Origin of the sequence: Agathobaculum sp. NTUH-O15-33 (genome assembly GCF_033193315.1) — a bacterium.
GTDB classification, from domain to species: domain Bacteria; phylum Bacillota; class Clostridia; order Oscillospirales; family Butyricicoccaceae; genus Agathobaculum; species Agathobaculum faecihominis_A.
Genome location: NZ_CP136187.1, coordinates 3,741,464 through 3,755,946, shown reverse-complemented (window position 1 = coordinate 3,755,946; position 14,483 = coordinate 3,741,464). Strand labels below are relative to the sequence as shown.

The following is a 14,483-nucleotide window of genomic DNA, read 5'->3' as shown; positions in this document are numbered from 1 at the left end:
TCGAAAAGCATGTATAATGAAAACACATGATAGGCGAAAGGACGGGGTGTTTTATGGCTGATTTTGTTTCTCACCACATGTTTGGCGAGCAGGCGCTGCACGTATTCCCCACGCCGGCGCAAAAAGCGGCGGCCAAGCGGCCGGCCTGCTTCCGCTGGGGCTGTCAGGGGCCGGATCCGCTGTTTTACCACCGCTTGCTGGGCGGCAGTCCGCTGCATAAAACGGGCAACCGCATGCACGCGGAAAAAACGGATGAATTGTTTTTCACGCTGTCGCGTGCCGTGCATTGCCTGTCCGGCGATGCGCGAGAGGTGGCCGAAGCGTATTTTTACGGCTTTTTGTGCCATTACGCGCTGGATAGCGAAATCCATCCCTACGTGTACTGCCGGCAAATGCAGTACTGTTCGGCGGATGCCAAGCTTTCCCCTTCGGCGGTGCATTGCCAGATCGAGGGCGATATCGACTGCAAGCTGTACCGGGCGGAAAAACACGAAGCCGTCACCGCGTTCGAGCCGGAGGAGTACTACGCCTTGGCAACGGACGAGCTGGCCGTGCTGGCCTGCCTGCTGCATGTGGCGCTTCTTCGGGTGTACCATGAAAACGTGCCGACCAAGGAACTTCGCCCCGCCTTCGGCGAAATGGTCAAATGGCAAAGCTTTTTGTATTCAAACAGCAGGGGCGTTTACCGCGCCGCCTCTTGGATCGAGGACCGTCTGGGGCGCGGCGCGCTGATGACCGGGCACATGAAGGCCGGTTGGCCGGATTGGGACTGCCTGAACGAGGAGCACGACCCGTGGTGCAACCTCTGGTCGCCCGCGGAGCAGCGCACCGATTCCGTGCCCGAGCTGTTCGGCCTTGCGCGCATACGCGCGGCGGCGCTCGCGGGCCAGTATGCCGCCCAGTTTGACGCGGGCTGGTTCCTGCATCAGGCGTTCGACATCCCGTTCGACAACGGCAACCCCAAGCGGCTCGCCGCGCAGGCGGATACCGACTTTGCATGATAAAAAAGACCCGGAACGGCGGCATATATCGTCGTTCCGGGCATTTTTTTGCTGCCGCGCGCATTTGCTTTGCATCGCATGGCGCGATATGATAAAATAATAGGGTCATTATTCCAGAGAAGGGAGAAAAACGCCGTGCGGCAAGTGGTTTATTATTTTTTAGCGGTCAGCCTGATCGGTGCGGTCGTTTGTGTTTACGATAAGCTGGCGGCCGGGCGCGGCTGGGGCCGCGTGCCCGAGCGGACGCTGTTTTTCTGGGCGCTGGTCGGCGGCGGCCCGGGGGTGTATCCGACCATGCTGCTGATCCGCCATAAAACGCTGCACAAGCGGTTTATGCTGGGCATTCCCGCCGTTATGCTGGTGCAGGCGGGGATATTGGCCGGGCTCTATCACATTTTGCATATGAGGGGAACGATATGACCAATACACTGATTCGCCTGTTTATCCGGGATGCGGACAATACGCGCGACGGCAAGGTGCGCGAGCGGTACGGCGTGCTTTCGGGCGTGGTCGGCGTCGCGTGTAACGTGTTTTTGTTCGCGCTCAAGCTTGTCATCGGCTTGCTGACCCGGTCGATCTCGATCGCGGCGGACGCGTTCAACAACCTGTCCGACGGGCTTTCCTGCCTGATCTCGATCGTCGGCTTCAAGGTTTCGGGCAAAGCGCCGGACGCCAAGCATCCTTTCGGCTACGGGCGCACAGAATATATCGCGGGGCTGATCGTTTCGCTGATTATTTTGCTGGTCGGCGTTGAATTTTTCAAAACCTCGGTCAGCCGGATCCTGCATCCGGAGGCGGTGCAGTTTTCCGCCGTGCTGCTGGCGATTCTGGCGGTATCCATGCTGGTCAAGCTATGGATGGGCGCCTTCAACCATAAGATCGGCGTGCGGATCGACAGCCCCGTGCTGATGGCCGCGCGGCAGGACAGCTTAAACGATGTGGTGACGACCGGCGTCGTCATCGTCGGCATGATCGCGGGCCGGTTCACCACGCTGCCGGTGGACGGTTATGTCGGCGTGATCGTCGCGCTGTTCATCCTGTGGAGCGGCATCGGCATCGCCAAGGACACGCTCGATCCGCTGCTCGGCCAACCGGCCGATCCCGAAATCGCCCAGTCGATCGAAAAGATCGTTCTGTCCTATCCGGAGATCGACGGCGTGCACGATCTGATCATCCACAATTACGGCGCGGGCCGTTCGCTGGCCTCGCTGCACGCGGAGGTGCCGTGCAACGCCGATCTGGTCGCCGTGCACGAAGTGATCGACGAGGCGGAGAAGCATGTCTGGCAGCAGACCGGCGTTTATCTGGTCATCCATATGGACCCGCTGGATATCGATAACGCGCATGTCACCGCGCTGCGCGAGCAGGTGGACGGCGTACTGCGCGAGATCGACGAGCGGCTCAGCATGCACGACTTCCGCGTGGTGGACGGCGAACGGCATATCAACCTGATTTTCGACGTGGTTCTGCCGTTCAGCTATGGGAACGATGAAAAACGCGAACTGATGCTCGCCATGCGAAGCAAGCTGGGCGAAATAGACGAACGATATAATCCGGTGGTCACCTTTGACCATCAGATGTAAGGAGGAACGAAAATGCTGCTCATCCAAAACGGGCGGGTGCTCGATCCCTATACCGGCCTTGATGAAAAACGAGACATCCTGATCGGGGACGACGGCGTGATTCAGTCGGTCGCGCCTTCGATCGCGCCTGCCGCCGGGGGCACGGTCTTTGACGCCGCCGGACTGACGGTCGCGCCCGGCTTTGTGGACGGCCATGTGCATTTCCGCGATCCGGGACAGACCGAAAAGGAGGACCTGCACACCGGCGCGGCGGCCGCGGCGGCCGGCGGCTATGCCACCGTGATCTGCATGGCGAACACGCTGCCCACCTGCGATACCGCGGCGCAGGTGCGCCGCGTGCGCGAAGAGACCCGAAACGAGCCGGTCGAGGTGTTGCAGGCGGGCGCGGTGACAATGGGGCTGAAAGGTCAAACGCTGACCGATTTTGACGCGCTTGCCGCCGCGGGCGCGCCTTGCCTGACGGACGACGGTATCAATCTCACCTCCGCCGCGCTGTGCCGCGAAGCGATGGCGCGCGCCGCGCGTACCGGCCTGCTGCTTTCCTTCCATGAGGAGGAGCCCTCGCTCGTGCCCTCGCCGGGCGTGAATTTCGGCTCCGAGGCGGCGAAAGCGTTCGGGGTACCGGGCGCGATGGCCGCGGCGGAGACCGCCATGGTGGCGCGCGATATCGCGCTCGCACTGGATACGGGCGCGCGCGTGCTGTTTCAGCATATCTCAGCGGCGCAGTCGGTCGCGCTTATCCGCGCGGGCAAGGCGCTGGGCGCGAAAATCTATGCGGAGGCCACGCCGCATCATCTGAGCCTGACCGAGGACGACGTGCCGGCGCACGGCACGCTCGCGCGCATGAATCCGCCGCTGCGAAAGGAAGCCGACCGGCAGGCGCTGCTCTTAGGTCTAGCGGACGGCGCGATCGATATGATCGCGACCGACCACGCCCCCCATACGGCGGCGGAAAAGGCGCGGGAATTTGCTTCCGCGCCCTCGGGCATCACGGGTCTGGAAACCGCGTTTTCCGTGTGCAACACCTATCTGGTGCGCGCGGGTCACCTCTCCGAAATGCAGCTGATCGAAAAAATGAGCAAAGCGCCGGCTGAAATATACGGCCTTACGGGGCGGGCAATCGCGCCCGGTAACTTTGCGCGTCTGGCGCTGCTTGATTTTTCGTGCGAAACCGTATATCGCACCTACCGCTCCAAGGCGCAAAACACGCCCTATACCGGCATGCAGCTCCACGGCGCGCCCCGCGGCGTAATCTGCGGCGCGCGGGTCGAATCGAATTAAAAACAAGAAAAAAGAGGAAACGACCGCGTTTCCTCTTTTTTTGCGGCGCAGTAGAAATTCCCAATCTAGAAAAAATACATATTTACAGGAGTTGCAGTTATACTACAATCACAACCAGAAATTCCGTATTTGGGAGGGAACGCGCACATGAAAGCAACCGGCATTGTACGCCGCATTGATGACCTGGGGCGAGTCGTAATTCCGAAGGAGATCCGCCGTACCTTACGGATCCGCGAGGGCGACCCGCTGGAAATTTTTACAGACCGCGACGGCGAAGTGATCTTCAAGAAATATTCTCCGATGGGCGAGCTTGGCGCGGTGGCGACCGAGCTGGCCGAAGCGCTCAGCCGCACGGCGGGCCTCAGCTGCGCCATCTGTGACCGCGACGCGGTGATCGCGGCCGCGGGCGGCGCGAAAAAGGATGTTTATGAAAAAAGCATTTCATCCGATCTCGAAACGCTCATGGAGCAGCGCACGATCTACGAGCATAAGCTCGGCGATACCACCGATGTTTCCGTTTCCGAGCATGATGGCTACCACGTCGTCGTCGCCGCGCCGATCATTACGGACGGCGATGTGACGGGCTGCGTCGCCTTTTTGAGCGAGGACGAGACCGCCGCCGCGAGCGAGGTCGATTCCAAGCTGAGCCAGACCGCGGCACAGTTCTTGTCCAAGCGGGTGGCAATGTAAAAAAGCGGGCGATTAAAATCCGCGGCCGCGCGGCACACTATCTTTAAAATGAAAGGAGTGTGCCGCTATGTGCCATAAAAAAGGATTCCCTCGCTATGACGACGCCCGGCATATTGATTCCGCCGCGCTCGGCCCCCAGCCAAACGGGCCCTATAACGACGCCGAGCGAGGCGACCCGGCTGCCACCGCCTACACGGAAATGTATTGCATCGAACAGCCGCAGGCAACACGGGGAAAAGAGAACAAGAAATAGAAAAATCCCGCGAGCCGAAAGGCCCGCGGGATTTGTTAAGGTTGCGTATGGTCGTCTTTCTGTTCGGATTCGTTTTGCTTGGGCTGTTCCTTTTCCTCCTCGCGTGCAAGGCGCTGTTCGTTCATATAAACGCGATGCTGCAAGCGGCACAGCTCCTGCGAAACAGGGTCGGGCATGTTGATCTGGTCGAGGTCGTAGCTGGGCACAGAACCGACGCGCTGGCCGTCGATCTTGACGACGCGCGCCTTGACCCCGACTACCGTCGAATTGGGCGGCACGCCCTGCAAAACCACGGCGTTTGCGCCGATGCGGCTATTATCGCCCACGGTAAAAGGGCCCAGCACCTTAGCGCCCGTTGAAATAAGCACGTTGTTGCCGATCGTCGGATGGCGCTTGCCCGTGTCGTGGCCCGTGCCGCCCAACGTCACGCCATGGTAAATGGTGCAGTAATCGCCTATTTCGGCGGTTTCGCCAATGACGATGCCCATACCGTGGTCAATGAACAGGCCGCGGCCTATTTTTGCCCCGGGATGGATCTCGATACCGGTCATATGCCGCGCAAACTGTGAAAGTGCGCGGGCAAGGAAAAAGTGTTTATGCTCATACAGCCAATGCGCCTGCCGGTGATAGATCAGCGCGTGGAAGCCTTGGTACAGCAAAAAGACTTCCAGCGTGGTGCGCGCGGCGGGGTCGCGGTCGCGGATCGTGCGCGCGTCGGACAGCAGTCCTTTAAAAATCATGGCGGTTTGTCTCAGTCCCATCATTATCGATTCTTTTACATACTACATTATAGACGATACTGGCGAAAAATTCAAACCCAAGAATTGAATTTCAGCGGAAAGGTGGTATAATAATAGAAGATTTTGTTGAACGAGGTTTGAAAATTATGAAAATTACTGTCATGGGCCAGGGCTATATCGGCCTGCCGACCGCGATCACGCTGTCGGGCGCGGGGTTCGAGGTCTGCGGCTTTGACGTGAACCAAAAGACCATCGAGCAGCTGCAAAGCGGAAAGATCCATATTGTCGAGCCCGGCCTGCAGCTGGCGTTTGACGAAGCGGTGGCGGGCGGTCACCTGCACTTTTCCAGCGAGCTCGCCCCGTCGGACGTGTTCTATATTGCCGTGCCCACGCCGTTTTATCAGGATGATTCCGGCGCGCACAAGGCCGATTTAAAGTATGTCGAGTCCGCCGGGCGCATGGCGGGCAAGCTGCTAAAGCCTGAAAATCTGGTTATTCTCGAATCCACCGTGCCGCCCCGCACCTCCGAGATGCTGGCCCGCGTGCTCAGCGAGGAGTCCGGCATCGATATGGACAAGATCCACGTGGCCCACTGCCCGGAGCGCGTCATTCCCGGCAACATGATGTTCGAGCTGAAAAATAACGACCGTATCGTCGGCGCGCGCACGCCGGAGGCCGCCGAAATGGCCGCCGCCATTTATAAAAAGGTACTGGAAAAGGGCGTGGTGCACAAGACGGACGATTTGACCGCCGAAATGTGCAAGCTGACCGAAAATACCTTCCGCGACGTGAACATCGCTTATGCGAACGAGCTTTCGATCATCTGCGATAAAATGGGCATCGACGTGTTCGAGCTCATCAAACTTGCCAACTGCCACCCCCGCGTCAATATCCTGACGCCCGGCGTGGGCGTGGGCGGTCACTGCATCGCGGTTGATCCGTGGTTCATCTACGAGCAGTTCCCGGAGGAAGCCAAGGTGATCCACGCTTCGCGTGTGCGCAACGAAAACAAGCCGCGCTTTGTGGCGGAAAAGGTGATCGGCAGCCTTGCCAAGGTGACCGATACGGTCGGCGTTCTGGGTTTGTCCTATAAGCCCGATGTGGACGATATGCGCGAATCCCCCTCGCTCGAGCTGTGCCAGATCCTAAAGGAAAAGGGCGTAAACTTTATCGCTTGCGATCCCTTCGCGCCCTACGGCGATCTGAACGGGATCTCGAACGTTTCCTTTGACGAGATACTGGAAAAAGCAGATTATCTGGTCATCACGCTTGGCCACACTCTGTTCAAGGATAATAAAGAGCTCATCGCGAAAAAGCCCTTCTACGACTGCGTGGGGCTGATGGAAAAGTAAAGAAAAACAGTTGGAGCCCGGCGGTTTACACCGCCGGGCTCCATTTTGCAAATGCGAGGGAGGACAAATAATGATTGGCGCTTACTCAGCCAATGTAGCGTACCCAATCGGTGTGCCGCCGGAGTTAAAAGCGATAATGGTTACCGTCGTATCACCCGAAATAACGGGATAGATATCGCCGTCGCGTGCTTCGGCCTCGAACAGAAGGGTATCTCCACCTGTTGCCTGATATTTCTCGGCCAGCTTGGACTGGATTGCATCTGGTAGCTTGCCGAGAGTCTGCTGATATTGTCCAAAAGGAAGATCGTCCGCCGTATATTTCGTTGTGCCTGTCACAACATCAACGCGTTTTGAAACATCATAGCCCAAGCCGTGCGTAATTTCTACGGCTTCGTTATCCTGTACTTGATATTCTATATAAGGCGTCGATAACGTCACAACATACCAGCCGTCTTCCAGTGGGCTTGTATCTGTCCACGTGATTTGCGTGTCGTTCGAAATGCTATAGGTAAACGCATGGTTGTTTGCAATCGTGAAAGAACCACCATCCGCATTAAAATATGCATCCGTATATTCGGAAATATCCGCACGGCCATCAGTACCTGTAAAATAGTTGGAAGATACGGCGGTGAAAATGCTGCCGCCCTTTCGTCCTACCACTTCGCCATAGTTATGGCAGTTCTCAAATGCAAAGCTGGTTGTGGTTGCACTGGCGCTATCCGCATACGGATTGCAATAGAATACGCTTGCAAACTGCATGTTGAGGTCTCCGTAGTTGTTGCAGTCCTTAAAAGATATTGCCGAAGCCACAGAGCCGCCTACAAATACAGCGTTCCAGGGTACCTTTTTTGGTGTCGGAGTTATCGGTATTGGTCAGAGCCGCACGGTTATCGCAATCCTCAAAGCTGGTTCGTGCGGCAAGCGTGAGCCAGATGTAAGCGGTGGAGTTATTGCTGGCGCCAAAATTCATACGGCCCTCAACATCCACGTTGACAAACTGAATACTGTCTCCCTTTGCGTAACCGATCAAAGAATAGGGCGTATCCACATAATCCAGTGTCAAATCCTTGAAAACAGCGTTAAACGCGATTTCGAACAATTCGGTGTTCTGCTTATAATTGGCCTTATCCACGGTCAGCTTGTGTCCGTTACCATCAAAAGAACCCGCGAAATAGGGGATGTTAAAGGTTTTGTCCACTGCCGAAAGGTCAACATCCGCGCCTAATTTAAAGGATAGAGCGTTGCTTTTCATATCTTCCGAAAGGCTAGCGATCTCTGCAAATTGATCAGCAGTCATCACGATATAGGGATAGTCTGCCGTGCCGTTGCCACCGGAAAACTTGTCCGAACCGATCACGCCGACGATCGCGGAGGTATCGGCAATCGCGGTATCCTTGTAGATTTCGCCGTTTAGGAACCAAACAAGTTGTTGCCCTTCTGGAACAGTTATCCCAGCCGAGGCAAGTTCCGCATCGGTGGGCAGGGTCGCCACGGTGCCAGTACGTACCCAGTCGGTCTTGACCAGCACCTCGCCAATAGTCCACGTGACTGCAACGGGCTTGCTTGCTTTATCGACGGTCACACCGGAATAATCCAGAACAAATTTTTGGGTCGAAAGTTCCTTGCCCTCGGCGTCCTTCCAGACGATTTGCAGGTGGTCGGCCTTATCTGTCATGCTCAAGTCGCTGTACACCACAACATAGCTTTGGCCGTCTATTGCCTTAAACGCACGCGCAGAAGTCTCCGCGTCCGCCCAGTCTTTGGCCGTCCAGCTAAACTGTGTATGCGCGGCATCAGCCTTTTCCGGAACGGGTACCGCAACGCCAGCCCAGAAGCCGCCGACAGCGGTGGTATCGTCGTTCAGATGATAGGTCGTGTCCGCGTTCAGCGAATATTGCAGGTTGGTGCCGCTCACCTTAACGTCGATATAATCACGGTTCGAGGTCTTGGTCACATCTACCTTATAATCCGTTACAGCGCCGTCGGCCAGCGGAGCGGGGAGATAACCCTCAAGCGTTTCCGTCGTGGTGGACGAACCACCGCCGCCACCGCCACCGCCGCCGGTGGTCGTGCCGCTGGTCGAACCGGTCTTGCCGGGTTCTACCGTGCCCTTATCGGTCTTGACCGCGTCCGCGCCCTTATCAACGGTGATGGAGGTGCCGGGGGTCGTTACCTTCGCGCCGGTCGAGCCTGCCTGCGCCTCTACCTTGGTCACCTTGCCGTCGCCCTTGACTTCGGTGTTCGCGGCGGCGGTCTGTACCTTGGCGATCGTCGCGCCCTTTTCGGCGGTCACAGTCGTGTTGTCGCCCTGTACGGCCACGGTATCGACCTTGCCCGCTACGGTCAGCGCCGTGTTCGCGGCGGCACTGTCCACGGTAACGGTCTTGACGGTGGAGTTTTTGTCCACGGTCACATCCGCACCGGCCGCGGAGACGACGACCTCGTCCACCTTGGCGTTTTGCAGCACGACCGGCACGTTGGCCGATGCGATTTCGACCTTGCCTACCGTGCCTTCGATGATCACATCGTCCTTACCGTCGTCCACGACGATGGTCTGCACCTTGGCGTTGCCCTCGGTCGCGACGCGCACGTTGCCGTCGACCTTGGAAACAACGACCGTGCCGATCTCGGTCGAGCCGGAAATAATGATCGAGTGTACGCCGCCGCCGCGCACGACCAGACGGCCGGCAACCTTACTGTCCCGAATGGTGACGTTGCCATCGTCCACGCCGTCGCCAAGGATCAGATCGCCCTTGATGTCGGCCTTGTCGAGCACCGCGCCCGCTTCACGCACCATCGCGTTGCCGTCCGCCGTGCCCGTGTATTCCTTGGGCAGGTAGGCGGAAACGAGGTTGTCCGCGATCTGCGCGAACTCCGCGCGGGTGATCGAAGCGGTCGGATTGAGTTTGCCGCCCGAACCGTTCACATAACCCGCCTCGGTAAGCGCCGCGACCGGGCCCTTGGCCCACGAGGAAACAGCCGAAGCGTCCGAGAACTTCGAGAGGGAAGAAGCGCTGCCGTCCGCTAGGCTGAACGCGCGCGCCAGCACGGTGAACGCTTCCTGCCGGGTGATGGCGCTGGCCGGGCTGAGCTTGCCGTTCGAGCCCTCAAAGGTGCCCATATGTACGGCCTTTTGCATATCCGCATAGTACCAAGCGCTCGCCGGAACATCGGTATAGGCGGAAATATCCGCCGTCTTGGTCGCGCCGAAGGCGCGGTTGACGATGGCGGCCAGCTCCGCGCGGGTGAGCAGGCCGGAGGCGTTGATCTTGCCGTCCGAACCGTTCAGCAGGCCGTTGTTAATCGCGTTTTCCAAGGCGGGGCGCGACCAGTCGCTCGGCATGTCGGCAAAGTCCGACGGCGAAGCGGCGAACGCGCCCACGCTCAGCGAGGACAGCACGACCGCGGCCGAGACCAGCCCGGCCAGTTTTCTGTGTAACTTCATTGAATCACTCCGTTCTGAATTTTTTTGTTTTGTCCCTTCTTGTGAGTGTCAGACGGCATCGCCCCCCAAAAATGGTTGTCTACCACATAATGTGAATTATGTGGTGTTTTTTCTATTACAAGATACTTTTGACTTCTGAAATTTGCATTTAGCTTTGTGGGGTTTCCACAAAATAAAGAGAAATACCCATTGCTATATTGGAAGGATTATGCTACAATGCTACTGAGTTATCAATAAAAGCACCACATAATTCACATTATGTGGTGCTTTTGGTTTGGTGGAGCGGAAAAATTCTTTGCAAGTCGAAATATTGGGGTCGCGGCGTCCGTCCGGCAGCTCGCAAATTGTGATGATTTTGTGTCCATACTTGTGTTTTGCGTGTCGTGGTGCTATAATAACCGAAGTGTGCAACCGAATATTACTTTTATATCGGGATTTAGGTATGAATAAGGAGAGTCTGATTTCATGAAGCAAATTGGAAAGCGTATTGTGTCTTTGGCGATCATGCTTTGTGTATCGCTGGGCGCTACCGTGGCGTATACACAGGCTTATGCGGTGGATTACCGCGAAAACAAAAGCGATTCCCCGGTCGTGATGACCGTAAACGGCAGCGAGGTCAAGGCGGATGAATTCGCGAGCTATATGCTGTATATGATGAAGTACTATGAGCAGATGTACGCGGCCTACGGCATGACCGGCATGTGGGACGACCCGGACGCCGCCGCCATGATGGGCCCCGCCATGCCTGAGATGGCAAGAAGTCAGGCTGTGTTTGTCCGCGTCGTGCAGGAGAAGTTCAACGAAGCCGGCCTTACCCTGAGCGCGCGGGACAAGAAGAAGCTGAGCGACGACCGCCGCGTCGCAATCAAAAACGCGGGCGGCAAGCAGGAATATCTGGACCGCATCGCGCAGTTTGGCTTTTCCGATCAGTTCTATGATAACTATATGGTATCCTCGGCTTGCTTCTCCAAGCTGAACGAATACTATTTCGGCGAAAACGGCGTGGCCCTGCCCAGCGATGAAGAGCTGATGCAGTACTTTAAGGATAACTATCTGGCCGCCAAGCACATCCTGATCCAGACCATGGATGCGCAGGGCAACCAGATCCGCACCGAGGAAGAGGCCAAGGCCGAAGCGCAAGCGGTGCTGGACCGCCTGAACGGCGGCGAGGATTTTGATACCGTAATGAACGAAAAGAGCGAGGATTCCGGCCTTGCCGGTAATCCGGACGGCTATATCTTCACCGAAGGCGATATGATGCCCGCATTCTACGAGGCCGCGAAGGCGTTGGGCGAGGGCGAGACCTCCGGTCTGGTGCAGACGGATTACGGCTATCACATCATCAAGCGCATCCCGGTCGATTATGACGGCGAACTGGAAAACTACCGTTCCGCGATCGTGATGGGCATGGGCAAGAATATCGACGAGCTGCTCAACCAGTGGGTGAGCGAGGCCGATGTGCAGACGACGGACGAGTACGACAAGGTCACTTATCAGACCGTGTACGACTATGCGCCGATCAAGAAGCCGGCCGAGCAGACCGGCGCGGAGGACGCTCCGGCTGAAACGCCCGCCGAAGGCGACGCTGCCGCCGCGGAATAAACGGAAATAAAACAACGGCGCGTTGCAGAATAGAAGAATTTTCGTATGTCATTCTGAACGAAGTGAAGAATCTCGCGCGAATGCGCGGATTTTACGTGGGTTTCGCGCGTTCGCGCGAGATTCCTCGTCGCTTCGCTCCTCAGAATGACAAGGATTTGGAACATTCTTTTATTTTGCAACGCGCCGTTGCTGTTTTATATAAAAAGAGTGCAGCCGGTTTGTGCAGCATTCATGAAAAGAAGAAAAGTGAAAAAAGGGCATTGACATTCCGAGACAAAAGGATAATAATGAACTTGTAAGGAGCGAGCACGTGCTCGCTAATAAAAGAGCTCGAGCTCTTTCCTGCGACAGGTGTGAGAAATTATGATTACGATCAAAGAGATCGCGGAGATGGCGGGCGTTCACCGCGCTACGGTGGATAAGGTGCTGCATCACCGCGTTGGCGTGAGCGACGAAGTGCGCCAGCGTATCCAGCAGATCATCGATGAAGTGGGCTACACCCCAAACCCAACCGGCCGCGCGCTGCAAAAGCAGGGCAAAACCTACCGCATCGCGGCTGTTTTAATGGATGTGGACGCCGCGCCGTATTTGCGTCAGGGGATCGAGCAAGGCGCCGCCGGTATGGCGGGGTTCGATATCACGGCGTCCTGCCGCTTGGGTCCCTTCGGCGATGTGGACCGGCAGTGCGCGCTGATCGAACAGGCCATGCAGGACGAGGCGGATGGCATTTTGCTCAGCCCGCTTAACTCCGAACGCGTCCGCCGGGCGATCGACCGGGCCGCGCAGCGCGGCATTCCGGTAGTCACCATCAATACCGATATTGAAAACTGCGCGCGCGTCTGCCATGTGGGGCAGAACGCCAAACACGCAAGCAAAGTGGCGGGACGCCTGCTCGGCCAGTTTTTAGGCGGGCGGGGCAAGGTCGCCGTCGTGACCAGCTCCATCGCGAGCGAAAATAACGACTATTACATAAGAATCCGCGAATTGGGCTTCGGCGAGTTCATGGCAAAGCATTACCCTGCGATCGAGATCGTCGATCACGTGGAAAGTCTGGAAAACAAGGAGATCACCTACCGCAAAATGCTGGAGCTGCTGCGGCGTCAGCCTGATCTGAACGGGCTGTATATTACCTGCGGCGGCGTGGCCGAGGTGGGCCGGGCGCTGAAGGAATCCGGCAGGGCGCTTGAGATAAAGGTGCTTTCACACGAGGATTATCCCGAAATCCTTTCGCTGATGCAGGAGGAAGTGGTCGACTGCACGTTGGGTTCCGACCTGCACGCACAGGGCAGGAACGGACTGCAGCTGCTCATGGACCGGCTGATCTTTGGCGCCACGCCAAGCCCGGCGCTGCAATTTACGGAAATTAAAATACTGGTAAAGGAAAGCCTTCTTTAAAGCGAGACCACATCCGCGCATCGTAAACCGGGTGTGCGTCTCTCTTTTGCAGGATTACGAGCACGAGCTCGTAATATATAAACCATCCGTGTTATAGGAGGAAGAAAAAATGGAAAATCAGGTACTGCGAGTAGGCGTGATCGGTACTGGCGCGATCGGCCGTACCCACATCGAGCGGATCAACACCAGACTGTCGGGCGCGAAGGTGATCGCGTGCGCGGATGCAAACGTGGATTTCTGCAAGTCGGTCGCGGAAAAGTATGCGCTGAAGGCATATGAATCCGGTGAAGAGCTGGCCGCGTCCCCGGATATCGACGCGGTCGTGGTCACCACGAGCGACGCTTACCACGAGCAGTATGTGCTGGCCGCCGTTGCCGCGGGCAAGTACGTATTCTGCGAAAAGCCGCTCGCGCCGTCGGCGGAAGCCTGCAAGCGCATTGTGGAAGCGGAAATGAACGCGGGCAAGCAGCTCGTTCAGGTCGGCTTTATGCGCCGCTATGATCCGGGCTACCGTCAGCTCAAGGAAGTGATCCGGAGCCGCAAGTACGGCGAGCCGCTGCTGCTGCACTGCGCGCACCGCAACCCGGACGTGACCGAGCCGTGGGACAACGCCTCCGCGGTGGAAAATTCGATGGTGCACGAGATCGACGTGCTGCGCTGGCTGCTGGGCGAGGATTACGCCACGGCGGAAGTGCGCTACGGCAAGGCGACCCGCAAGGCCAAGGAAGGCCTGCACGATCCGCAGGTCATGGTGCTGACCACCAAATCCGGCGTGCGCATCGATGTGGAATCCTTCGTGTGCAACGGCCAGTGCTACGATATCCGCTGCGAGGTCGTCTGTGAGGACGCGATCCTTAACCTGCCCAAGCCCGCCACCATCGAGGTTCTGGCGGACACAGTGCGCGGCAACGCGGTAGACGCCGATTGGTCCACCCGCTTCACCGAAGCCTACAACGTGGAGTTCCAAGAGTGGATCAACGCCTGCAAGGCCGGCCGCGTGGACGGCCCCTCCGCTTGGGACGGCTATGCCTGTCAGGTTGCCGCCGCCGCGGCTTCCAAGGCGCGCGATACCCAGACCATCGTGGACGTACACTACGACGAGATGCCGGCCTTCTACCAGAAGTAAGCCGACCGTATATAA

At 57.6% G+C, this 14,483-nt stretch carries 13 protein-coding genes; 10 read left to right on the top strand and 3 right to left on the bottom strand.

Features of this window, described 5'->3' with window-relative positions; all coding sequences use genetic code 11:
• Positions 1-53: 53 nt before the first annotated feature.
• From RWV98_RS18235 to RWV98_RS18210, 6 genes are all read left to right on the top strand, one after another.
• On the top strand, positions 54-1,001 hold the full coding sequence (locus RWV98_RS18235; protein ID WP_317862646.1) for a hypothetical protein: 948 nt from the start codon (positions 54-56) through the stop codon (positions 999-1,001).
• A gap of 135 nt (positions 1,002-1,136) precedes the next feature.
• On the top strand, positions 1,137-1,421 hold the full coding sequence (locus tag RWV98_RS18230) for a DUF1294 domain-containing protein (protein WP_317862644.1): 285 nt from the start codon (positions 1,137-1,139) through the stop codon (positions 1,419-1,421).
• Positions 1,418-2,584: a cation diffusion facilitator family transporter gene (locus tag RWV98_RS18225; RefSeq protein ID WP_317862642.1), complete on the top strand. Its 1,167-nt coding sequence runs from the start codon at positions 1,418-1,420 to the stop codon at positions 2,582-2,584. The genes RWV98_RS18230 and RWV98_RS18225 overlap by 4 nt, the downstream gene beginning before the upstream one ends.
• 12 nt (positions 2,585-2,596) lie before the next feature.
• Positions 2,597-3,865, top strand: coding sequence for a dihydroorotase (locus RWV98_RS18220; RefSeq protein WP_317862640.1), 1,269 nt, complete (start codon positions 2,597-2,599; stop codon positions 3,863-3,865).
• Positions 3,866-4,012: 147 nt separating this feature from the next.
• Complete coding sequence (locus RWV98_RS18215; RefSeq protein WP_280963480.1) at positions 4,013-4,555, top strand: stage V sporulation T C-terminal domain-containing protein; 543 nt, start codon at positions 4,013-4,015, stop codon at positions 4,553-4,555.
• A 67-nt stretch (positions 4,556-4,622) separates the two neighbouring features.
• Complete coding sequence (locus tag RWV98_RS18210; protein ID WP_280963479.1) at positions 4,623-4,808, top strand: hypothetical protein; 186 nt, start codon at positions 4,623-4,625, stop codon at positions 4,806-4,808.
• 35 nt (positions 4,809-4,843) lie between these two features.
• Here RWV98_RS18210 and epsC read toward each other — a convergent pair whose 3' ends face one another.
• Positions 4,844-5,572 (bottom strand): serine O-acetyltransferase EpsC, encoded by a 729-nt coding sequence (gene epsC / locus RWV98_RS18205; RefSeq protein WP_280963478.1) that lies wholly within the window; start codon positions 5,570-5,572, stop codon positions 4,844-4,846.
• A gap of 122 nt (positions 5,573-5,694) precedes the next feature.
• Here epsC and RWV98_RS18200 point away from each other — a divergent pair, with 122 nt between their 5' ends.
• On the top strand, positions 5,695-6,900 hold the full coding sequence (locus RWV98_RS18200; RefSeq protein WP_317862637.1) for a nucleotide sugar dehydrogenase: 1,206 nt from the start codon (positions 5,695-5,697) through the stop codon (positions 6,898-6,900).
• Positions 6,901-6,981: 81 nt separating this feature from the next.
• Here RWV98_RS18200 and RWV98_RS18195 read toward each other — a convergent pair whose 3' ends face one another.
• Together RWV98_RS18195 and RWV98_RS18190 are read right to left on the bottom strand one after the other, a co-directional pair.
• Entirely contained in the window at positions 6,982-7,659 is a 678-nt protein-coding gene (locus RWV98_RS18195; protein WP_317862635.1) for a hypothetical protein, read from the bottom strand.
• A gap of 28 nt (positions 7,660-7,687) precedes the next feature.
• Positions 7,688-10,345, bottom strand: coding sequence for an S-layer homology domain-containing protein (locus RWV98_RS18190; RefSeq protein ID WP_317862633.1), 2,658 nt, complete (start codon positions 10,343-10,345; stop codon positions 7,688-7,690).
• 465 nt (positions 10,346-10,810) lie between these two features.
• Between RWV98_RS18190 and RWV98_RS18185 the strand changes: the two genes are divergently transcribed.
• The 3 genes from RWV98_RS18185 to RWV98_RS18175 all read left to right on the top strand — a co-directional run bounded on the left by RWV98_RS18185 (position 10,811) and on the right by RWV98_RS18175 (position 14,468).
• On the top strand, positions 10,811-11,947 hold the full coding sequence (locus tag RWV98_RS18185; protein WP_317862632.1) for a peptidylprolyl isomerase: 1,137 nt from the start codon (positions 10,811-10,813) through the stop codon (positions 11,945-11,947).
• A gap of 363 nt (positions 11,948-12,310) precedes the next feature.
• The gene (locus RWV98_RS18180; protein WP_280963474.1) at positions 12,311-13,342 is read left to right on the top strand and encodes a LacI family DNA-binding transcriptional regulator; all 1,032 of its coding nucleotides are present in this window, start codon (positions 12,311-12,313) and stop codon (positions 13,340-13,342) included.
• A gap of 109 nt (positions 13,343-13,451) precedes the next feature.
• Complete coding sequence (locus RWV98_RS18175; protein WP_280963473.1) at positions 13,452-14,468, top strand: Gfo/Idh/MocA family protein; 1,017 nt, start codon at positions 13,452-13,454, stop codon at positions 14,466-14,468.
• Positions 14,469-14,483 lie beyond the last annotated feature (15 nt).